This is a genomic window from Rubripirellula obstinata (genome assembly GCF_001642955.1).
Classification (GTDB): Bacteria; Planctomycetota; Planctomycetia; order Pirellulales; family Pirellulaceae; genus Rubripirellula; species Rubripirellula obstinata.
The window spans coordinates 1-24043 of record NZ_LWSK01000087.1 but is presented as its reverse complement, the minus strand read 5'-3'; the positions used below and the strand labels follow the sequence as shown (position 1 = coordinate 24043).

Annotated in this window: 8 protein-coding genes; 2 read left to right on the top strand and 6 right to left on the bottom strand. The window is 53.6% G+C overall.

The window, feature by feature from the left end:
- Positions 1-325: 325 nt before the first annotated feature.
- From RC85_RS18310 to RC85_RS18285, 5 genes are all read right to left on the bottom strand, one after another.
- A complete protein-coding gene (locus tag RC85_RS18310; RefSeq protein WP_068265449.1) occupies positions 326-1777 on the bottom strand; it encodes a RecQ family ATP-dependent DNA helicase in 1452 nt (483 codons plus the stop codon).
- A 110-nt stretch (positions 1778-1887) separates the two neighbouring features.
- Complete coding sequence (gene rpoC, locus RC85_RS18305) at positions 1888-6264, bottom strand: DNA-directed RNA polymerase subunit beta' (protein ID WP_068265448.1); 4377 nt, start codon at positions 6262-6264, stop codon at positions 1888-1890.
- A 192-nt stretch (positions 6265-6456) separates the two neighbouring features.
- A complete protein-coding gene (gene rpoB / locus RC85_RS18300; protein ID WP_068265447.1) occupies positions 6457-10182 on the bottom strand; it encodes a DNA-directed RNA polymerase subunit beta in 3726 nt (1241 codons plus the stop codon).
- 907 nt (positions 10183-11089) lie between these two features.
- On the bottom strand, positions 11090-12232 hold the full coding sequence (locus RC85_RS18290) for a tyrosine-protein kinase family protein (RefSeq protein WP_068265443.1): 1143 nt from the start codon (positions 12230-12232) through the stop codon (positions 11090-11092).
- Positions 12233-12293: 61 nt separating this feature from the next.
- The gene (locus RC85_RS18285; protein ID WP_068265441.1) at positions 12294-13331 is read right to left on the bottom strand and encodes a hypothetical protein; all 1038 of its coding nucleotides are present in this window, start codon (positions 13329-13331) and stop codon (positions 12294-12296) included.
- 592 nt (positions 13332-13923) lie between these two features.
- On the opposite strand from RC85_RS18285, the gene metH reads away from it, so the two are divergent.
- Both metH and RC85_RS18270 read left to right on the top strand, forming a co-directional pair.
- The gene (metH, locus tag RC85_RS18275) at positions 13924-17637 is read left to right on the top strand and encodes a methionine synthase (protein WP_068265437.1); all 3714 of its coding nucleotides are present in this window, start codon (positions 13924-13926) and stop codon (positions 17635-17637) included.
- A gap of 661 nt (positions 17638-18298) precedes the next feature.
- A complete protein-coding gene (locus tag RC85_RS18270) occupies positions 18299-19018 on the top strand; it encodes a PEP-CTERM sorting domain-containing protein (RefSeq protein WP_068265435.1) in 720 nt (239 codons plus the stop codon).
- Between the two features lie 359 nt (positions 19019-19377).
- Here the strand turns inward: RC85_RS18270 and RC85_RS18265 are convergent, their stop codons facing one another.
- Complete coding sequence (locus RC85_RS18265) at positions 19378-23583, bottom strand: DEAD/DEAH box helicase (RefSeq protein ID WP_068265434.1); 4206 nt, start codon at positions 23581-23583, stop codon at positions 19378-19380.
- Between the last annotated feature and the right edge of the window lie 460 nt (positions 23584-24043).

The following is a 24043-nucleotide window of genomic DNA, read 5'->3' as shown; positions in this document are numbered from 1 at the left end:
ATTGGTTACAGAGAAAAAGTGAGAGATAACGCTGCCATCCGGGGATTTACATCCCCGGCAGAGAGCTTCCGGCCCGCCGGGACTATTCACCCGCGTTATGATCGTGGATCGATCAACGACAATTTGCATTGATCTGTTCGACTTCCCTCGGGATGAGTGACGACACCAATCCGGCAGTAATTAAGGCGACGTCCCCTGCGAAAGCCGACACTGATTCCCCGCTCGTTCCTAACACGTGTTTGCCGGGACCAAAACTGTTCACGGCGTTGCCTGACGCCCCCATTTTGCTGAAAACAAAACCGGGAAGTCGTTCCGTAACAATTCCCTAGCCCAGGAAATAGTCGTTCAAGAACTCTTTCCGGTCTCCTTCCCACGCCGCGTATTGGACCATCGCGTACAAGCGTTCTTGGTCGCGGCGTTTCTTTTCAGCCAGTTGATCTTCGTCTCGAAAGAAGGTGGGTAGATCGCTCAGTAATTCAAAACATTCGGGTTCGCGTGGACCAGCGATGACGCCTTGCCGGTCCAGCATTGAAATGGCTGTCGCGAGCCGATGGTCGTGGCGGCTGACCTTTTGCAGGCGTTCGTTCATCCATTGCAAACCGAAGGCGCGACATTGTTCGTTGTTCTCGGTTAGCATTGTGTAGACGCGGCCGTAGAAATCCGCGTCGGGGTTGGACCATTCGATGAATTGCATTTGAGTCATCAAGTCGCTTTGGTCGTAAAGCCATCGACAAAGACTCGGGCGATCGTCGCGGCCCGCGCGGCCAACTTCCTGGTAATACGATTCAATCGAACCGGGCGTTTCGACATGCATGACAATGCGGATGTCAGATTTATCGACGCCCATGCCAAACGCATTGGTTGCCAACACCACATCGGCGTCGCCAGTCATAAAATCGTCCTGGATCCGCCTCCGCTGACCGCGATTGAGGTCACCGTGGTAACAAACGTGATCGACGCCTTGGCGAAACAACTGATCACTGATTCGCTGCAGTGTTTTGATCAACGAGAAGTACAGAATCACGCTGCCACCGGCGTATTGGTCGCTGCGAAGCGTTTCTACGATCTGCTGCACCTTTTCGTCTTCATCTAAAACCGGGCACACGTCTAACGTCAAATTAGGGCGATCAATTCCCTCATGAAATAATCGAATCTGTGACGATTCGATGCCGATGACGCGGTAGATGTCATCGCGACACTCGGCCGTTGCCGTAGCCGTCAAAGCGATCGTGGTCGGATTGCCAATCAGGTCGCGAATCTCTGCAATTCGTGAGTAATCAGGCCGGAAGTCGTGTCCCCATTGGCTGACGCAGTGAGCTTCATCGATCGCCAGCAATCCGACCTTGCGACTGCGCATGATCTCGCAGAAATCCGCTTTACGAAAACGCTCCGGTGTAACGTATAGAATTCTATACTTACCAGCCGCCACTTCGTCGTAGCGCTGCAATCGAGTTTCCCGGTCGAGCGATGAATTGATGAATGCCGCGTCTATTCCTCGGCTGACAAGCGCGTCCACTTGGTCTTTCATCAGCGCCACTAGCGGTGACAGAACTAGCGTCAGGTCATCGCTGACCAACGCAGGAATCTGGTAGCACAGAGATTTTCCCATGCCCGTTGGCATTACGACCATCGCGTGATTACCACCCAGCACATGATCGATCACGCTCGATTGAGACGTTCGGAAGTTTTCGTATCCGAAGTATTGCTGGAGAGCTTTGTGGGGAGTCATGATGTAGGCCGGAACAAACGCAGCGCAGCGCAGTTTCGGCAATTGCATGTTCGAACTTTGAAGGATGTCGGAACTGCGCCGCACTTGTTCCGGCCTACGAAAAAGCCGTGTGTCGCAATGCTCCACACGGCTTCGTGTTTTCAATAGCTAAGAAACAATCAGTCTTGGCCGCCGAGCATTTGGTCTAGCGTGGGTGCGGGACCTTCGTCGGGAGCCGAGGCTTGCGGTGGTGCCTGAGCTTCCGGTGGTGCCGCAGGAGCCGAGGCTTCGGGTGAGGCCACGGCACCTTCCTCTGCATTGAGCAGCGGGAAGCTTTCTTCCAACGTCGAAACCGGTGCTTCGGAAAGTGCTTCCAAAGCCTCGCGGCGGTAATTGACTTCCGATTCTTGGAAGATTCGGAAACCTGTACCCGCTGGGATCAAGTGACCCAGGATCACGTTTTCTTTCAGCCCGACCAACTTATCGACCTTGCCGGCCAATGCCGCTTCGGTCAACACCTTGGTGGTTTCTTGGAACGATGCTGCACTGATGAAACTATTCGACTGAACCGCTGCCTTGGTAATCCCCAGCAACTGAGTCGATGCCGTGGCACTCTTGGGCCGTTTGCCCTTCGCTGGCGTTCCACCCATCGCTTCGATCTCGGCGTTGGTTTGCTCGAACGTTTCCTTCGGCACGATTTGACCTTCGTTGAAATCACTGTCGCCGGGTGCGGCAATCTTCAAACAGGTGGTCATTTCTTCGTTTGCTTTACGGAAGTGAAAACGATCCATCACGCTGCCGGGCAACAGGTTGGTATCGCCAGCGGTTTCCACTTTCACTTTGCGAAGCATGCGAGCGATAATGATCTCGCAGTGCTTATCGTTGATTTCCACTTTTTGCGATTGGTAAACCTGTTGGATCTCATGCAGCAAGTATTGCTGAACCGCTTCTTCACCCGACACTCGAAGAATGTCGTGAGGAACCAACGGTCCATCGACCAATGCTTGTCCAGCTTTGACCAAGTCACCACTGTGAACTTGGAAGTGCTTTCCGTGTGGCACCAAGTGTTCGCGTTCGATGCCTGATTCGCTGCGGACGATGATCGTTCGCTTACCACGCTTACGCTCGGCAAGAATTTCGACTTCGCCATCGACTTCGGCGATCACGGCGGGATCCTTGGGCTTACGAGCTTCAAAGATCTCGGTGACTCGTGGCAGACCACCGGTGATGTCGGAAACACCACCCGCTTCACGAGGCATTTCAGCGATCACGTCACCAGGCTTGATTGCTTGATCGGCCTTCGCCATCACCTGAGCCCGTTCGGGCAGGAAGATGACGTCAAGGTTACGACCGGTTTCGTCTTGAATCACGATCTGTGGGTGGAGGTCACCCTTGTGATCGATCACCATCATCCGAGTGTTACCGGAAGCTTCGCGTTCGGACCGAACGGTTTCGCCTTCGACGATGTCCTCGAACTTCACCATCCCGGTGACTTCCGAAAGAATCGGAATCGAGTAGGGGTTCCATTCGCAAAGAACCGCGCCTTCTTCGACCGTGCCGCCCTCGGCAACCTTCAACGTTGCACCGGTTGGCACTGGGTAAGATTCAATTTCGCGACCGCGTTCATCGACCAACGTGATTTCACCGTTACGGTTCAGGACGACCAATTCGCCGTCTTTGTTTTCAACGCCACGAACCCGAGTCAAACGAACTTCACCAGCTTTCTTACTCTTGAAATCTGATTCGACGGTTTGCTTGGATACTGAACCACCAATGTGGAAGGTACGCATCGTCAACTGAGTACCGGGTTCACCGATCGACTGAGCCGCGATGATACCGACGGCCATGCCTTCTTCGACCATGGATCCGGTGGACATGTCCATTCCGTAACAGCAACGGCAAACACCCAGCGGTGCGTCGCAGGTCATCGGGGTACGCACTTGGATTTTTTCCAAGCCCATTTCCTCGATCTTGCGAGCGATCGTTGGCGTGATCATCTCGTTTTCCGAAACGATGACTTCGTCGGTGACAGGGTTTACGATCGACTTGCGGCTAACGCGACCATTGATCGAATCGACCAACGAGACTTCGATCTTTTCACCGCGATAGACAACACCCTTGGTGATGCCCTGCGTGGTGCCGCAATTGTCCATCGTGATAACCACGTTTTGGGCAACGTCGGCAAGCTTACGAGTCAGGTAACCCGAGTCAGCAGTTTTCAAAGCCGTATCGGCCAGACCCTTACGAGCACCGTGGGTGGATGAGAAGTATTCAAGAACCGAAAGGCCTTCACGGAAGTTCGCCTTAATCGGCGTTTCGATGATCTCACCCGTAGGCTTGGCCATCAGACCTCGCATGCCCGCCAACTGACGAATTTGTTCGATACCACCACGAGCACCGGAGTGCGACATCAGGTAAACGGGGTTCACGTACCAGCCGCCTTCGCGAATGTCGTTCTTCATCGCTTCCATCATGTCGGTCGTGATTAATTCGCGAGCCGCGGTCCATTCGTCCAACACGTGGTTGTAACGTTCGCCGCCCGACATCAAACCACGTTCGTAGTTCTTCTTCAGCTTCATCACTTCCTTTTCGGCCTTCTTGATGAAGTCTTGTTTGGTGTCCGGCGTGACCAAGTCATCGGTCGCGAACGACAGACCCGACTTGGTGGATTCGCGGAAGCCCAACTGCATCATGTCGTCCAAGACGTGAATCGTTGCCTTGCGACCGAGGCGTTGGTAGCAATCGCTAATGCATTTCGCCAAGTCACCACTCTTCATGGTGAAGTTGTAGTAGTCCATTCCGACGGGCAGCATTTCGTTGAAGCGAACGCGACCGGGCGAGGTTTCGATGATCTCGCCGTAGGTGCCGATGCCTTCGGTAGTTTTCAGTTTCTGGTGACGCGGCAAACGCATCTTGATCTTGCTGTGAATCTGCAAAATGCCCTGCGAGTAAGCCATATCGACTTCTTCGTAACCGCTGAACACCATGCCTTCCCCCTTTTGATCGGGCAGCATCAAAGTCAGGTAATAACAACCCATCACGATGTCCTGCGAAGGACTCATAATCGGCTTACCATTCGATGGTGCGAACACGTTATTGGTTGACATCATCAACGTGTGGGCTTCGACTTGGGCTTCGATCGAAAGCGGCAAGTGGACGGCCATTTGGTCACCGTCAAAGTCAGCGTTGAAGCCCTTGCAAACCAATGGATGCAAGTGAATCGCGTTGCCTTCGACCAGCACCGGTTCGAACGCTTGGATACCCATTCGGTGAAGCGTCGGTGCTCGGTTTAGAAGCACGGGGTGGTTCTTAATGACCTGTTCAAGAATGTCCCAAACTTCTTCGTCTTTTCGTTCGAGCATCTTCTTGGCCGACTTGATCGTGTCGGCGTGTCCGAGCTCCTTCAGACGACGAATGATGAACGGCTGATACAGTTCAAGCGCGATCTTCTTAGGCAGACCACATTGGTGCAGCTTCAAACGAGGTCCGACCACGATGACTGAACGTGCGGAGTAATCGACTCGCTTGCCCAGCAAGTTTTCGCGGAAACGACCTTGCTTACCCTTAATCATATCGGTCAAGGATTTCAGCGGCCGGTTTGACGACCCCAACACAGGTCGCTTGCAACGGTTGTTGTCAAACAACGCATCGACCGACTGTTGCAACATTCGCTTTTCGTTACGAATGATGACTTCGGGAGCGTTCAAATCGACGAGCTTACGCAGACGATTGTTTCGGTTGATGATCCGGCGATACAGATCGTTCAAGTCGGACGTTGCAAAGTTGCCGCTGTCCAGCAAAACCAGTGGACGCAAATCCGGAGGAATCACGGGCACGACGTCCAGCACCATCCACTCGGGACGGTTGTCACTGTCGCGGATCGATTCAACGATCTTCAAGCGATTGATCAGGTCTTTCTTCTTTTGCTTTGATCCAGTTTCGGCAAGGTCGACGCGAAGCTTGTCCGACAGCGTGACCAAGTCCAATTGGTTCAGCAATTTGCGAACGGCTTCGGCACCCATGTCGGCTTCGAATGAACCGGGACCGTACTGAGTCCGCGCGGCGCGGTACTCTTCTTCGGTCAGCAATTGGCGAGCTTCCAGTTCGGTTTCGCCTGGATCGATGACGACGTAATCTTGGAAGTAGATCACCTTTTCCATCGAACTGGTTTTCATGTCCAGCAAGTTGCCCAAGCGTGAGGGCATCGCTTTGAAGAACCAGATGTGAACGACGGGCGCGGCCAATTCAATGTGGCCCATTCGCTTACGACGCACGCGACTGTGAGTGACCTTGACGCCACAGCGGTCACAGATCATGCCCTTGTACTTCATTCCGCGGTACTTGCCGCAGGCACATTCCCAATCCTTTTCAGGTCCGAAAATACGCTCGCAGAACAAACCGTCTTTTTCGGGACGGTAGGTTCGGTAGTTAATCGTTTCCGGCTTTTTAACTTCGCCGAACGACCAACTTTTGATGTCTTGGGGGCGGGCGAGTGAAATCTTGACCGATGCATAATCGTTGATGCGATCGTAGCTGCTGGATTCGCCGTTTGACATAATTTTAAAGCCCTTAGCTGTTAGCGTTTAGCAATTAGCTATTTAAATGTTGCGTTTTGATGAATAGGCCATGGAGCTTGCGAACCACGGCGATTTGTTTGGCAGGGTGGGCGGGGACGCGATTGATCTCCAATGCACGTCTACCGCTCAGCGACAAAGCTAATAGCTAACCGCTAAAAGCTAATCGCTTCTTTAAATCGGTCGCTTTTCTAGCTGCATGTTCAATGCCAAACCGCGAATCTCGTTCGTCAGCACGTCGAACGACGCTGGCGTTCCGGCTTCGAGCGTGTTTTCGCCCTTGACCATCGATTCGTAGATCTTGGTTCGACCTTCCACATCGTCGGACTTGACGGTCAGAAGTTCCTGCAGGATGTAAGCGGCACCGTATGCTTCCAATGCCCATACTTCCATCTCGCCGAACCGTTGACCACCAAAGCGAGCCTTGCCGCCAAGTGGTTGCTGGGTAATCAGCGAGTAAGGACCGGTGCTGCGTGCGTGGACCTTGTCGTCGACCAAGTGGTGAAGTTTCAACATGTAGATGTAGCCAACCGTGGTTTCCTGTTCCATCGGTTCACCCGTTCGGCCATCGGTCAAACGAATTTTACCGTGAGCCGGCAAACCGGCTTCGGCCAAACACTTGTTGATGTCTTCTTCGGTCGCACCATCAAACACAGGCGTGATCGCTTGGAAGCCAAGTTTGGCACCAGCCCAACCGAGGTGCGTTTCCAAAATCTGTCCCACGTTCATCCGCGACGGAACGCCCAGCGGGTTCAGCATGATTTGAATCGGCGTTCCATCGGGCAGGAACGGCATATCTTCGACGGGCAGGATCTTGGCGATCACACCCTTGTTTCCGTGACGACCGGCCATCTTGTCACCGACGCTGATCGTTCGCTTGGTTGCGACATAGATCTTGCACATCTGAAGCACGCCGCTGCGAAGTTCATCACCACGCTTCATCGAGTTCAGTTTGCGATCACGATCATCGATCGATTTTTCAACGTTCGGCCATTGCTGCTTGTAGGTCTCTTCCACTGCGGATGTCTTGGCGTCGCCCTTGACCTGATCCAACACGTGATCGATGCGGAACGAAGTCGCTCGTTCGGCAACAAACTTTGGATCTTGTCCGTCGGCCAGTGGCGTTCCAGTTGCGTCCTTCAACTTGGTACCAGCGGCTTCTTCCATTTCACGGACGAAGGATTCAAAGGTGCTAGCGATTTCCTCGTTGCCTTCGGTTTCCGCTTCCTTCAGTTCTCGCTCGAATTCCTTTCGCTCTTCTTCGGAAAGAGACATCCGGCGGCTGAATTTATGAGTGTCAATCACGATGCCTTCGATGCCCGATGGCACTTCTAGTGAATCATTCTTGACGTCTTCACCGGCACGACCAAAGATCGCGTGAAGCAGTTTTTCTTCCGGCGTCAATTCAGTCTTGCTCTTGGGCGAAACCTTGCCGACCAAAATGTCGCCAGGCTTCACGTAAGTACCAACGTTGACCACGCCACCGTCATCGAGGTTGCGAAGTGCTTTTTCGGAAACGTTTGGAATGTCGCGAGTGAACTCTTCGCGGCCCAATTTGGTTTCGCGAATTTCCACGTCGAAATCTTCGATGTGAATCGATGTGTAAGTATCCGCACGCACCAATTCTTCACTGATGATGATCGCGTCTTCGTAGTTGAAACCATCGAACGACATGAACCCAACCAAGACGTTTCGGCCAAGAGCCAATTCGCCGTTCAGGGTCGCAGCGCCGTCGGCGATGATTTGGTTCTTTTCAACCTTATCACCAAGCGAAATGATCGGGCGTTGGTTTTGACAGGTTCGTTCGTTCAAACCTTGGTACTTTTTCAAATCATAGTGATCGCTGCCGATTTCGATGCGAGTCGAATCGACGTAGGTCACTTTGCCTGCTCGGCGGGCACGAACGACCATTGCACTGTTACGTGCGACTTCGCGTTCCATTCCGGTACCAACAATCGGTGGTTCGGCAACCAACAACGGCACGGCTTGCCGCTGCATGTTCGATCCCATCAACGCGCGGTTTGCATCATCGTGTTCCAGGAACGGAATCAAACCGGCTGACACGCCGACCATCTGTGCCGGTGCGACGTCCATGTAATCCACCTGTTCAGGCTGGACGATTTGGAAGTCACTATGGACCCGAGCGATCATGTTAGGACCAGCAACCAGGGCACCCTTGTTGACCTCGGTATCGGCCGGTGCGACGAAGGCTTCGGTTTCCTCGTCCGCTCGCAACCAAACGGTTTGGTCAGTCACCTTGCCGTCTTTGATCTTGCGGTAAGGCGTGACCAGGAATCCGTAATCATCGACGCCCGCAAAAATTGCCAACGACGAAATCAGACCAATGTTCGTACCTTCAGGAGTCTCAATCGGACAAATACGACCGTAGTGAGAAATGTGAACATCGCGAACTTCAAAGCCAGCACGTTTGCGGTTCAAACCACCAGGGCCGAGTGCCGACAAACGACGTTCGTGAGTCAACTGCGATAGCGGGTTCGTCTGGTCAACCACCTGCGAAAGTTCGCCACGGCCGAAGAAGAAATCGATCGCTGCGGAAACGGACTTGGGATTGATCAACGATCGAGGCGACATGTCGGTCGCATCCTTGATCGACATCCGCTCTTGAACGGTCCGGCGAAGCTTCAGGAAACCCTTGCGAAGTTCTTCGCTAGCCAGTTCGTCAATCGTTCGCAGACGACGGTTGCCCAAGTGGTCGATGTCATCGATTTCCGCATCGCTATCCGCATCGAACAATTCGATCAGGTAACGAATCGCTTCGATCATGTCATCGGGACGCAAGCACATTTCGCTTTCGGGCACACCCAAGTCCAACTTGCGGTTCAGGCGGAAACGGCCGACCTTGCCCAAGCGATAACGATTGTCGTCGTAGAACTTCTCTTGGAACAAGACGCGAGCCTTTTCCAATTGCGGCGGGTTACCCGGACGCAGCCGTTGGTAAATCCGCAAAAGAGCTTCTTCGTGGCTGGCGGTATTATCTTCAGCCAACGTGTGGAAGATCAACGGAACCTTGGGCGAATCCATCGCGTCGATTTGCTTGACATCGACAGTGCAGATCGTTTCGGCAATTTCCTTGGTGATCTTGTAAGCCGCTTCAATGATAATTTCACCAGCACGCTCGTGACCCGATGGGTAAACCACATCGTCAACCGCGATCATGCCTTCGATCTTCGCCGCAGTCTTCTCGCCTGTGATCTTGACCGTCTTGGTCTCGTAGAATGCGTTCAAAATATCCGAGTCGGTCGAATACTTCGGATCCATCGCACGCAATAGAGTCGTGGCGGCGAACTTACCTGACTGGTCAATTCGAACCGTCAACGCATCTTTCTTCGTCACGTTGACTTCGATCCACGAACCACGTTCGGGAATCACGCGGCAAGATGGCAACTTGCGATCAGTCGTGGTGTCTTGCTCGAGCACAAAGTCAACACCGGGACTGCGGTGCAATTGCGACACAACAACGCGCTCGGCACCATTGATGATGAATTCACCACCACCAAGCATGATAGGCAAATCGCCCAGATAGACTTCCTCTTCCAATGGCTCTTCGCGATTCAGACGCAACCAAATCCGCAGCGGCAAACCGTAAGTCATCCGCAGTTGGCGACATTCCTGGCTGGTGTAACGCGGCTTACCCAATTCATAGTGCAAATACTCCAGCGTTGTGTTGCCGTCATAGCTGCTGATCGGAAAAATTTCTTTCAGCACGGATTCCAGGCCGTGATCCTTGCGATTACGGGGATCCGCATCGGCTTGCAAAAAATCGGCATAGGAAGCGGTTTGCAATGCGGTCAAATCGGGCAGTTCGAAATTCCCGCCCAATCCGGTGCCAAAGTGGCGGACATCGGTAGGTTCCAGTCGTCGCTTGCTGGTGGTTGCCATCGTGTAAGAAAGCTCCTGATGTGGCTCGTCAGCAAAAACCGTGGTCGGGCAAATGCATTGGAGCGAAGGGTTTGAATCGGGCTAAATCAACCAGTTCGGTTGAAAAATCCGGATTTGAGTGTTTGCGTTTGAGATGCCGGCCAAGGCGTAGACGGTGAGCGCAAAGTCACAGACGCTAGTGATATCCGTGAGTGCGGAATCCGCGTCTATTGCAGGGGATTGCGAGCGCGGGAAAGATGCACTTTCCCCCGCCCCACCGAGACTTTTCCGAAGTCCGGCGGAGTTTTTTGGAAGGGAAGACGTCGCGAAGCGAAACAGTTGGCCGATGATCACCCTCGAAAAATAACAAACCACCCCAATTCTGAAAAGGCCAGCCCGTCGGATTTTGGCCCGAATTGTGCTCTACCATCAGAAACCTGCAAAAACACCGCAAAAACAAACACGCCAGTGGCTAGCCACCCGCTCCCCAGGGCCTGACTTTTTGTTCAACTCAATGCTGGACAGCTTTGTTTTCGATGGCAAAGGAATTCGGCGGATTCGCCGGGCCAGAAAATGCATTTTCTCCTCCAACGAGTCAGTTCGTTTAGCCGCGCTGGGCATCGCCTAGGCTGATGCAAACGCGGTGGGTGATGTGTTTCGCGAACCAGTTGAACATTGCAAATTGCAAAATGAACATTGCAAACTGAAAATTCTTGGGAAGCGGTATTTGCTGGTCAATTTACATTTTTCAGTGTTCATTTTGCAATTTGCAATCAACACCGAGGCCGGTCAGCCACAAATCCCCAAAGCCATCCAGTTTCCCTCCACGCAAACATTTTCGTCAGCCTAGGCATCGCCCCGCGCGTTGTGCTGGCCCCGAACTCGCGGAGCGATGCCCTCGCGGGTTAACGAGCGAATGCCGTTCGCGCTAGGCAAAATTCTCGACGATGCCGACGCCGTCGATTCCGGCTCGTTGCAAGCGGGCGGCAAGTAGGTCGGCCGCTGAGTCGCTGCTTTGATTGACGTCGTGAACGATGATCACGCTGTCGATCGCCGAACCCAACATGCGGATGTCTCTTGCGTCCGCAGTCGGGCCATCGACAACGATCAGATCAAATGAAGGCTTCAGCGTTTCGATCATTTGAGCACATTCGACCGCCGTGGCTTGTCTTCCTGAATCGGTTGGCAGCAGCGGGATCAAAGTTAGATTGTCTTCGACCGCGTGGACTGCAATCTCTTTGATTGGGACGCCGCGTCGAACAGATTCAACCCAGCTATGGTCCAGGTCCAACCGCAATTCTTCGGCCAATGTTGGTTCGGCTAAATCACCGTCCACTAGCGCCACGCGAAGTCCCGAAGCCGCAGCAGCCAAAGCGACACCGATCGCAACGGTGGTGCGTCCTTCGCCAGCCAACGCGCTGGTCATTAACATCGTTCGCAGGCCGCCCTGCGATGCCTCTTTCATTCGATCCGACAAATCTTGAAAAAGTGATTCATCGAAAAAAAGATCGGCGACCGGCTGGGGAATGTCGAACACTTCCACTTCCCAACTAGCACGCAGAGGCTCGTTGGTTTGAGCTTCACTTAACCGCTGTGGCGACTGTTGAATTTCTTCGGCAGGCTCTGTGTCGGTAACCAAAGTATCAGCGACTCGTGGGATCGACTGCGTCTCGACTTGACTCGGTTGCAAGGCTTTGGCGATGCGTGCCGACAAGATCGCTTCGGGCGATTCGCCTGCTGGTTGTGAGCCACTGACATCATTGGCTGTGCTTGCTTGCTGCACCGAGCTGGAATTCTGTTGCACCGAGCTGGAATGAAGATGCGGTGCAGAAACGGAACCAGATGCTTGATCAATTCGGTGTTGGGTGTCATCAAACGAATCCACCCACAGTTCCGCGGATCGCATTTCCGCTGCATTGGTGGCAGCAGCATCGCTGTCGGCGATTGCCAGTCGCTCGGATCGCGACGGACTGACCGTTTTCTCGGTAGTTTGAGTCGCGGATCTATTGGTTGAATTCGTTTGGCTTCGTCGTGCAAACGATTTGACAAAAGCTTGGCCGGTGGAACTCATGGTGACTTCTGCGATGGGATTTTGAGGGCGAGGGAATCAATCAGTCGATCTTGAATTGAACTTACGGCTGAGCAGGAAGATACTTCAGCCAGTCGGCGACACCGTTGGGCGTCGTGGAGTTTTGCAAAGTCAATTCCGTTTCTTGTTGGCGAGGTGCCGTGTCCGCCACGACGTTCAACATGTCGTTGTCTGGCTCCGCCGAATTCGCGGAGCTGGCGACATTAAAAACAGGGTCGCGTGGTGTTCTGCTGGAAACTGCTTCCACCGTCAGTCCTGTGCTGTGAATTTGCGACATCGCTGGTTCAGTATTCGGGGCTGAAGAAGCTATCGCGACGTTGCCAGCGCTTGCATTTTCATCGCCCGTTGCAGCCAATGGTTCGCTAAGTCTAGTTGATGCAGCGGAGCTTGTTGTGGTGCTGACCGGATTGGGAACAAGCGAGTTGCTTGCCAGCGCTGGTGAGTTCTCTGCGATTGCGGGTGAGGACGCGTTTGAGTTCGAGGCGTTGCTGTTTGTGTTTGCGGCCAAACCTTGGGACCCAGAATCGACAGTGTTCTCCGTCGGGAAGAAATCTTGACCCTCGTCAACTAGCGTTCCCGCATCAAACTGGGTTGGATCAAATTCAAGAGTCCCATTTGCTAGGGAAAGTTCTGAATCGGGATTGGCTTGCTGCTGTCCGGAACCCTCACGACTTGCATCTTCACGGCTTGTCCATAGTGCTGCACTGATGGCAAGCAGCAGTAGCACCAAGACCTTTCGGTGGGCGAGTGCCGATTCCATCCAACTGCGTCCCTCTGGACTGGCATCGAGATGTCGCTCAATCCGCTCGCGAGATTTCAGTTGTTCGGATGACTCGTACGCTGTCTGATTAGTCATACCGGGTTCATCAGCGATACCGTGCGATTCCGCAGATGCTGGCGAATACTGAAGAGTCGTTTGCTCGGCTTGAAACGGTGGCTCAGCTTGCACCTGTGGAGCGACGACTGAGGGTGCCGCTGGTGATTTAGCGGGATTCTTGCTCGGATGCAGGTCACGCAAGCGAAACAGTCGCGGTGTGATCTGATCGTGATCGTTTGACGAGCCAGTATTGGGTTGGTTCATGATGAAGAACTGGGACTGCGGTTAAAAACGAAGCGGCACACTTCAGGTTTCGGGAACCCCTTGGCGGGATCTTTAGGAATCTGCGGAATAGCTAAAATGTGACGCCTCGAGCAAGATGAAAATCGTCGAACGTGGCCGATGGGGTGCAGGCATCCAAATCGGCAAGATTTTTGTAGGCCGTAGCGAGTGGAGCGAGTGACGGCGTTTTGCAGCCCTGCCGTAACTCGCTTTACTCGCTACGGCCTACTTTTGGGGCTGCCCCGGATTAACTTCAATAACTTCCCCTTTTTCCCAACCCGAACGCGTAAGCGAGGGATCTTGTTTGACGCGGAAATCCCTTGCTTTCGCGTTCGGAATGAGATTTAGGGGAATCGAATCTGACGAAGTTGTTTCGGGATAATTCCTCAGTACGATGAAGAATGCATCGAAAATGCCCATTTCAACCGTAAATTTGCAGTTCTATTGCGCCGTTCGGCTTGCTGTTTTGTTGTCCGGCTAGGAAGATGACGGGAAACACATCGGCAATGACGTTTCCCCGTGACTTGCCCGTCTTCTTTCTCTCCTCGTGATTTGCAGTTTCCCGCGAACCAAAATGCTTCAAACCTCGCCTCCCGCTGCCCAAGCACCCGATTCTCTGGTCTCCGAACTGATCCGCGAGCGTATTTTGCTGCTCGATGGAGCGATGGGGACGATGATCCAGCGGTTGCAGCTCGACGAAATGGCGGTGCGTGGTGAACGATTTGCCGACCACAACAAAGATCTGAAGAATTTTTCGGACATTCTTTGTCTGACTCATCCTGAAAAGATCACCGACATTCACGCCGCCTATTACGAGGCTGGTTCCGACATCGTCGAAACCAACTCCTTCGGTGCCTCGCCCGTCGGTATGGTCGAATTCGATCTGCCGCTGGAAATGGTGGACGAAATCAATCACGCCGCGGTCGCGTGTGCCCGCAAGGCCGCCGACAAGTGGACCGAGATCACGCCCGACAAACCGCGTTTTGTCGCCGGATCGATCGGACCAACCACGCGTCAATTGGCGATCAGCACCAAGGAAGATCCGGCTCACCGCGATACGACCTTCATGGAAATGGTTGACAGCTATCGCGCTCAGGTGAAATCACTATGCGAAGCAGGTGTCGATATCCTGTTGCCCGAAACCGCGATCGACACATTGAACTTGAAGGCATGCCTGTTTGCGATTCAGGATTACTTTGACGGCGGTGGACGCGTCGTGCCCGTGATGGCATCGGGAACGTTCGCCGATGGTGGACGAACCTTTGTCAGCGCTCAAAGCGTCGAAGCTTTCTGGACAGCGATCAATCACTTCCCGCTTCTTTCGGTCGGCATGAACTGCGCCCTCGGCCCAGACGTCATGCGGCCGCACATCGAAGAACTTTCCAAAGTCGCTGGCATTCCGATTTCCTGCCATCCCAACGCAGGTCTGCCCAATGAAATGGGGCAGTTTGATCTTGGGCCGGCCGCCATGGCTAAAAAGGTTGGCGAGTATGCGGACAATGGTTGGGTCAACATTTTAGGCGGCTGCTGTGGCACAACGCCCGACCACATCGCTGCGATGGCCGACCAAATTAAAGGCCGAAAACCTAAACAGCGTACTTCCATCCCGGCCCTGACCCGGCTGTCCGGAACGTTGCCGATGGTCATGCGTCCGGAAATTCCATTCACGATGGTCGGCGAACGAACCAACGTCACCGGCAGCCGCAAGTTCGCTCGGCTGGTTCGCGAAGAGAAGTATGAAGAGGCCGTCGAGGTCGCCCGCGAGCAAGTGGAAAATGGTGCCACGATCATCGACATCAACTTCGACGATGCGTTGCTTGATGGTGCCGAAGCGATGACGCGTTTTCTGCGTTTGATCGCGGGTGATGATGTTGCCTCGTCGGTGCCTGTCATGGTCGATAGCAGCAAGTGGGAAGTGCTAGAAGCTGGACTGCGAAATTTGCAGGGCAAAGCGATCGTCAATTCGATCTCGCTAAAAGACGGCGAAGAAGAATTTCTGAGACGTGCAAAATTGGTTCGCAAGTACGGTGCCGCCGCCGTCGTCATGGCCTTCGACGAAGAAGGGCAGGCCGCCGACGAAGACAACAAGGTGCGAATCTGCAAACGAGCCTACAAACTGTTGACCGAAGAACTGGACTTTCCACCCGAGGATATCATCTTCGATCCCAACATTCTGACCGTCGCCACGGGGATGGAAGAGCACAACAACTATGCGGTTGATTTCGTCAACGCGGTTGCCCGGATCAAGGAAGAATGCCCCGGTGCGAAGACCAGCGGTGGCGTCAGCAATATCAGTTTCAGTTTTCGCGGCAACGACAGGGTCCGCGAAGCAATCCACAGCGCGTTCCTGTACCGTGCGATTAAGTCCGGTTTGGACATGGGGATCGTCAACGCGGGTCAACTGGAAGTCTATGAAGAGATTCCCAAGGATCTGCTAGAACACGTCGAAGATGTGCTCTGGAACCGACGTGATGACGCGACCGACCGAATGCTTGACTTCGCCGAATCGGTCAAAGGAACCGGCAAAAAGAAGACCGGCGAAGATCTGGCGTGGCGTGAAAATTCGATCGAAGAACGAATGAAGCACGCCTTGATTAAGGGCATCGACAAGTACATCGTCGAGGACACCGAAGAAGCTCGCCAGCATTACGACAAGTGCCTCAACGTGATCGAAGGCCCGTTGATGGATGGCATGAGTGTTGTTGGTGATCTGTTTGGCCAAGGGAAAATGTTCCTGCCACAAGTCGTCAAGAGTGCTCGCGTGATGAAGAAGGCGGTGGCTTACCTGGAACCGTTTATGGAAGAAGAAAAGCGGCTCGCCGGAATCGAAAGCGACGACACCCGCGGCAAGTTCTTGATCGCGACCGTCAAGGGTGATGTTCACGACATCGGCAAGAACATTGTCGGCGTGGTGCTGCAGTGCAATAACTACAAAGTCATCGATCTTGGCGTGATGGTGTCATGCGAAAAGATTTTGGAAGAAGCCGTCAAAGAGGGCGCAGACATGATCGGCCTAAGCGGACTGATCACACCTAGCCTGGATGAAATGGTTCACGTCGCCCGCGAAATGAAACGCGCCGGGATGACGATGCCGCTACTTGTTGGCGGCGCGACCACCAGTGCGAAACACACCGCCGTCCGCATCGCGCCGGCCTACGACGGGCCCGTCCTGCACGTGATGGACGCCAGTCGCAGCGTTGGTGTCGTGGAAAAATTACTCAGCAAAGATTCGCGTGACGGCTACCTCGCCGAAAACGTTGCCGCGCAAGCGAACCTTGCTGCAAGCTATCGCGACCGGCAACAGAAATTGGTGACCTACGCCGATGCTCTGGAAAAACGATTCGCTACCGATTGGAAGAGCGTCCAAATCGACACGCCTTCGTTCACCGGAACCAAGACGCTAACCGATTTCCCGTTGTCTGAACTGCGGCCTTACATCGACTGGTCGCCGTTCTTCATGACCTGGGAATTGAAGGGCAAGTATCCAAAGATTTTCAACGATCCTGTTGTCGGTGATCAAGCCAAAGAACTCTACGACGACGCCAATGCGATTTTGGATCAGGTGATCGAAAATGGTTCACTGAAAGCAAATGCGGTCTACGGTTTCTGGCCTGCCGCCAGCGATGGTGACGACATCATTGTTTACACCGACGAAAGCCGTTCGGCCGAACAAACTCGGTTCCATTGCCTGCGTCAACAATGGGAACGCAAGGGAACCACCGACTACCGTTCGCTGTCCGATTACATCGCACCGCACGATAGTGGACGTGAAGATTACATCGGCGGATTTGTGGTCACGACCGGCATCGGTGCGGAAGAACTGGCTGCAGCGTACAAAGCGGAATTGGACGATTACAAAGCCATCATGGTTCAAGCCGTCGCCGACCGATTGGCCGAAGCATTCGCCGAATACATGCACGAACAAGCTCGCAAGGATTGGGGATTCGGAAAATCCGAAGGTCTGACCAAAGAGCAAATGATCGACGAAAAGTATCGAGGCATTCGACCTGCCGCCGGCTATCCCGCGTGCCCCGATCACACCGAGAAACGAACGCTGTTCAACCTGCTAGATGCCGAAAAAGAAACTGGCGTTGAACTAACATCCAGCTACGCAATGTTCCCCGGCGCGGCAGTCAGCGGCCTGTACTTCGGTCACCCCGAATCCCGCTACTTCGCCGTGGACCGAGTCACCAAAGATCAAATCCAATCCTACGCCAAACGCAAAGGCGTCAGCATGAGAGAAGCCGAACGCTGGCTAAGCCCAAACCTAGCGTATGACCCGGAGTGATTTGTTGCATCGAGTCCTGTAGGCCGAATAGAGCCAAAGCGATATCCGGCGTTGCGTCCAGTGCTCATACTCAATGCAAACGCCGGATGTCGCTTCGGCTCCATTCGGCCTACGTGAATGCAGCATTAAGCATTAAGCATTAAAGTGAGCTGACCATTTTCGAATCGATGTTGTCGTCACAACGCAGATCGACTGAAACCATGGTCGAGATTATCGGTGCGGGTCGTAAAAGACACTCTAAACTTTGTTTCTGTTCTACCCCTCTGTTTCTGTTTTCTAAGGCCTGACGCATAGCCTGGCCTGATGAAAATTATTGCAACGCAGCAAATTGGGCAAGCTGCACCATGGCAGACAACACAAACTGAAGCGCTATAAAACGTTGTAGCAACGGCACATTTTCCTGATCGCCAGCATGTAGGCCGTAGCGAGCCAAAGCGAGTTACGGCAATGTGCGCACCGCCGTAACTCGCTATGGCTCGCTACGGCCTACTTTCAACGGTCGCCAGAAGTTAACAACGACACATTTTCATCAGGCCACGCATGGCCCGGGGTGACCGTATACCCCTATTCTGGGATCAGAGCCTTGCATTTAAAGGGCGGTCGAATGAAACTACCGAACATGGTTGGATGTTCATGTGTTTTGTTCCTTAGAGAATCTACGATGCAAAAGTTTTTGATCGCGATCGCGTGTAGTGTGTTGATGAATGGTGGGTTGGGAATCCAGTGCCAAGCGGCATTGGTTGCCTATGATGAGTATTCGCAGTACCAAGCGGCACTCGGTTCAGCAACGGAAAGCGTGATCAATTTTGACACCGTCGGATCGGGCGTCGTACTGGGATCTGACTCTGGAGTAACATTTAGCGCGGTCGATTCAAACTTCAGCCAGATTGATTTGGTTGTCTACGAAACCGATCCAGTGTTCAACGCTATTTTCAATCAGAACCCTACTGACACCATCAGCGGGCCGAACTATGTGGGCCGCGAACTGCTGAGTCTTGGAGTGGGCAATTTCAGTCGAACCTTTGAAAACGAGATAATTACCCTGACCTTCGATTCACCGCGATCAGCAGTTGGATTGTTTGTGATCGCGCCGAACAATAGCGGTGTATCCCTGACTGCAAACGGTCAAAGTGTCAACGCAGACTTTGAGGATCCGATTGTCCTCGCGGGTGCCAACCAAGCGTTCTTCATCGGTTTGATCGACGACAGCGGAGCCAACTCAATCAGTTCGGCAACACTGCAAGGTGGCAGCGGTGGTATGGGGTATCATTTCGACGATCTAACCACTTCTGTCACCGCGATCCCCGAACCCAATTCGCTGTTGGCATTTGGTGTGTTGATCGTTGGCGTTTCAACGCGTCGTCGGCGTCTTGTTGCGTAACGTGTCTCGTTCCGACGTTCCTAAGCTGCGTCGAGACATGGGAAAAAAAGGGCTACCCAACAAGAGTTCCTACAAGACCCTCAAACCTTTTGTTTGGGGCTCATCCAAGCAATGGTCGCGGCGTATTTTGGCAAAACGATGAGGGGGCAAAACGATATTGTTTCAGGTCGATAGACGACCGCGCATCATCGTTTTGCCCCTTTATCGTTTTGCCAAAAAACCAGCGGACGAAATAGCCTTCCTACCGCCCGTATTGGTCACTAGATCGATTGGAGGTCGTGCAGTTTTGACCTCCACCGCGGAGCCGGGCGTCGATAGTAGGGTTCGCCGAGAAGTGTTGTTTCTCTCAATCGGTTTTTCTACTGGATTAGTTTCATGAGTTCTTTGGTCGAGAGTTTGGCAGAGGACTCGGTGCCTTCGAGCAGGCTGTCGGCTAGGTCACGTTTGCTTTCGTGTAGTTTTAAAATCCGTTCTTCGACGGTGCCCGATGTAATGAATCGGTAAACGGTGACAGGCCGTTGTTGTCCCATGCGGTGGGCACGATCGGACGCTTGATCTTCCACAGCAGGATTCCACCAGGGGTCCATGTGGATCACGTAATCAGCAGCCGTCAGGTTCAGTCCCACACCACCGGCCTTTAAACTGATCAAGAACACATCGCCGTCGCCATTCTGAAATGCGTCCACCGATTGCTTGCGTTTTTTCGCAGGCGTGCTGCCGTCAAGATACTGATAAGATATCTCTTGCTGGTCTAGCCGATCTCGCAAAATGTGCAGGTGGCCGACAAACTGGCTGAACACCAACACCTTGTGTCCTGCTTCGATCAGATCCGTCACCGTTTCGGTAAAACGATCGAGCTTCGCGGCTTTCAATCCCGCATCTGCGTCCACTAAATCGGGATGACAGCAGAATCGCCGCAGTCGCATCAGTTCGGCAAGAATTTTCAGATGCAGCGGTCGGTCGTCATCACTGTCCGCTAAATTCTGCAGTGCCTTCTTGCGGATCGCTTCGTACATCGCAGCTTCGTTTTCTCCCAATTCGATCGGGACGGTGATCTCGGTTCGCGGCGGCAGTTCATCCAACACCTGCGATTTAGTGCGTCGCAAAATGAATGGAGCGATCAATTGTTTGAGTTGCCTTTGGACGTCGCGGCGATGATCGCGTTCGATCGGAATCGCAAAACGATCTTGGAACGACGCCGATGAACCGAGCAATCCTGGATTGATGAATTGAAACAGGTTCCAAAGTTCACCCAAATGGTTTTCCATCGGCGTTCCGGTCAGCACAACGCGGAAATCGGCTTGCAGTCCCATCGCTGCTTCACTGCGTTTGGTATCCACGTTCTTAATTGCCTGAGCTTCATCCAGCAGCAGCGTACTCCATTGACGTGATTGCAATTTCTCGGCCTCGTTCACCATCAGCCCGTAGCTGCAAATCAGTAGATCTCGTTTTCCCAAGGATGCGATCACCGTCTCGCGATCCGCTTCGCTGAACAGAATCGGATTGAGTGACGGTGCAAAGCGAGCGATCTCTGAAATCCAGTTGGACGCTACCGATGTCGGCGCGACCACCAGTGCTGGGCCGGATTTGCCTCGGTTAAGCAGCACGGCGAGGGCCTGCAACGTTTTGCCCAATCCCATGTCGTCGGCGAGGCACGCACCGGCACCAAGGTGGGCCAGTCGGGTCATCCATTTGAATCCGTCGACTTGGTAATCACGCAGATCGGCGTTTAACGTCTTTGGTAATTTGGGTCGCACGCGATCGGCCGATTCGATCCGTTTGATCTGATCTTTCCATTGGCGATCAGCGGTCAGTTCGGCGTTTGCGGTCAGTTCGGCGATTGCCGTCGTACGAATGCTGGGAAACCGAACTTGGCCCTGACCAGGATCGGTGTATTGGGCCATCGCATCGAGGCGTTTTCGAAAATGCTCGGTCAAGGCCACGAACCGACCGTCGCTCAATTGCACAAATCGCGATGTTGCGGCGCTGGCCATTTCCAACAAATCCATCATCTCGATCGCCAATTTGTCATCGACGTTCAGACTGCCCGAAGCGGCGAACCAGTCCTGGCCGCCTTCAATTTTGATGTTCCAATTTGATTCGTCCGCTGATCCGGCGATCCGAAACGTTTGCCCCTTTGGCCAATGCAACGTCAACCGCGATTGTTCCACCAGCGATTCTAGATCCAGCAGCGCTTCAAGCGATTCTGCGGCGGTGGGCAAGTCGATGGTTTCGGCAGAGGCCTGATCAACCAAAAATTCGCAATCGTTCTGCAAAGCTTGCAGCGCCGCGGATTCCTGTTCCAGATCACGTCGAGTTGATCGCATCTGCCCGTCGATACGTGTGACGACCGTTCGACTTCCCTGACCAGGAACGAAGAAGCCGCCGCAATCGCCGAAGGGGCGAGTGAAAAACGCGACCTGTAGTCCCTGTTCGTACGGCGTCAAATGAGCGTGAATGGCGTTGTCGGCGACCACTTGCTCCGCACCATCGGCGGCCACTTCAATCTCTGAATGCAGCGGTGCGATCGGGGCCAGTGGGCGCACAACGTCGAGCAATTGATCGACGGCCGAGTCAGGTACCGTCAAACCACTTGATAACATCGACGCTAACTTTAACTGAGCGTCGCTGAACTGGACGATTGAGAATTTCGACGAGCTTTCACGTTGGACCAGTAACTTATTTTCGCGATCTCGTGGTTGCGGCGACAGGGAAATCGTCGCTCCACCGTCGGGCGATTGTTCGACGACCAATCTCGCCTGCCCCTTCTCGATTTCTATCGGCGATCGAGCGTCGTCGTCCGTGAATAGGCAAGGGTGATCAACCAAGGCCTCGACCAGCAGGGCGGTTTCAAAGTAGTAATGATATTCCGTGTAGCCGTAGTGATCGCGTGATGTATCGCAGCGCAGAGCGGAACAGATTGTGCGATCGTAAGGCTTCAGGAAATCGAAATCGGCGAGTCGGCTGGGGTCGTAAATTCGCTCCAGTGCAACGGGGCGCCCTTTTGTCCAGCCTTTCTTTCCAAAACTCTGATGAACGGGGCGACATTTTAAGTAACTGCGATTTGCATCAATGTTTACCAACCACGCCATGCGATTGGACTCTTGCGGTGCCGCTTTACCATCGGCTTTGGCAGGCGTGGTTGCCGGCTGAAGACTAGCCGCAAAAGTTTGCAATGCACCGAGCTGTGTCTTCCATATCGGTGTCGCTTCAAACTGACCCGCCAGCGGTGACGTTCCCGTGTCGGCGTAGAGTTTCTTAGCGGCGGCGTTGATTGGCTTTTTCGATCCTGGTTCTTTCGATCCTGTCTTTTTCAATCGCGGCTTTTTCAATCCAGGGCCGCCGGCAAGAACCATCGCTTCGGCCGCCATCCAATTCAGTCCCGAGCTGAGATATAACTTGCCGACATCGTCAAGGCTCTGCAATTCGCGAGTGGGCTGGTCGGTGCCTAGACAGAGCTCACGAACATAGCCGCTGATCAGAGTTGCCAACGGCGACGATGGATGATCGGTCCATGTCGTCTGAATCTTTCCAGCCAGTCCCGGATCATTCAGGTAATCGCATCCGCTCAACAACGCCTCACATCCCTGCTGCAGGTCCGAAGCGGATCGCTTGACGCGTTGCTGGATGATCTTGCGAGCCGTGTAGGTCGCCTTGGGATCTGATTGCTGCAGCAACAGCAGTGGATAAAAAACTCCAGCAAGCGTCTGGCAAGCCGTCAAAGAAGATTTTTTCTCTAGCGATGCGTCGGGCATCGCGGTGGCAAAGTCTTTTAGCGCTTGGTCTGTGTCGCCGCAGAGAATACTAACCAGACCGAGAAGTTCGGGACGTTGTTTCTTTAGCACTTTCGCGATCGGTTGCAACGAAGACAAGCGACCGGCGGCAAACACGATATCCGTGCCGACCGAAATCGCGACTTCGTCTTCGACGGACGATCGCTTCAGCCAAGCTTCGGCATGCTCGATCATTTTCGGACAGCCATTGCCGGTGTGCAGCAGCAATGGTCCATAATGACGCCAAAAAGTGTCTTGTATTTCGGCTGGTAAACCCTCGTAGACGACTTCATCAAAGGGCTGCAGCAGTCTCAAGGTGCGGATTTTTTCCGCATCACTGGTATCTCGTTCCTGAAAACTCTTGACGTCGCCCTGATAGAACGCGATTCGCTGATTCCGATGCCAACCGTCTGGTTTTCTTGAATAAAAATCGCTGCGATTCAAGGCTGCGAATCGCTGGACAATATCCACCATCATGGGGAACGTTCCATCGTGGATCGTCGATCGCAGGATCGCATCGGCTAGCGGCAGCGGGATCTGGAATTTGCGACTGGACTCGAACTCGACGTAGCCGATCTTTCTTAGGCGATGTAGCAACGGAGTTACGATTGCCTGGGTTACTTTTTCAGGCTCAGGCCTGCCGATCGCGGCCAGACACGGAAACGATCGCCGGACCATCTTGGTCAGATCCGACAGGTCAACGGAGTCCCACGCGATGGCTAGAATTTGACAGGTCAGATATTCCAGTGAATCTAAAGACTCAAGTTTTTTTTTCGTCGACGCAAATGACAACTTTAAGGCTCCCGTTGTTATTGATGCTTTCAGTCACGCAGCGCCACTTTGAATTGGTCCCTTAAGCGAGTAGCCCGTTGATGACATGATGGACCTGTCTACTTTTGACCGCATTTTCACATAGACGGCCAAGAGTGACCATCCTACGTCCCCGTAGAATGTATGTAGGCCGTAGCGAGCCATAGCGAGTTACGGCAATTTCCGCACCGCCGTAACTCGCTATGGCTCGCTACGGCCTACTTTCAAGGGTCGTGACAAGTTGACAACGACGCATTTTCATCAGCCCAGGCATCGCCCCGCGCGTCCATGCGGGGCGAACCGCGCGGGGCGATGCCTTAGGTTTACCCACATCTTCTGAGCTCTTCGAGGGCATCAGCTCCCGCAACCATGGCCTGCAGGTCGGCCCAACCTCGCCAGATGGTGATCCAGCCCGGTGGCGAATCGCGTCTGCGATTTTGGT

Bases quoted from the DNA above. Each gene is read 5' to 3' on its own strand.
- RC85_RS18270 (WP_068265435.1), top strand. From the start codon at position 18,299: ATGCAAAAGTTTTTGATCGCGATCGCGTGTAGTGTGTTGATGAATGGT.
- RC85_RS18285 (WP_068265441.1), bottom strand. From the start codon at position 13,331: ATGAACCAACCCAATACTGGCTCGTCAAACGATCACGATCAGATCACA.
- RC85_RS18310 (WP_068265449.1), bottom strand. From the start codon at position 1,777: ATGCAATTGCCGAAACTGCGCTGCGCTGCGTTTGTTCCGGCCTACATC.
- RC85_RS18290 (WP_068265443.1), bottom strand. From the start codon at position 12,232: ATGAGTTCCACCGGCCAAGCTTTTGTCAAATCGTTTGCACGACGAAGC.
- rpoC (WP_068265448.1), bottom strand. From the start codon at position 6,264: ATGTCAAACGGCGAATCCAGCAGCTACGATCGCATCAACGATTATGCA.
- rpoB (WP_068265447.1), bottom strand. From the start codon at position 10,182: ATGGCAACCACCAGCAAGCGACGACTGGAACCTACCGATGTCCGCCAC.
- metH (WP_068265437.1), top strand. From the start codon at position 13,924: ATGCTTCAAACCTCGCCTCCCGCTGCCCAAGCACCCGATTCTCTGGTC.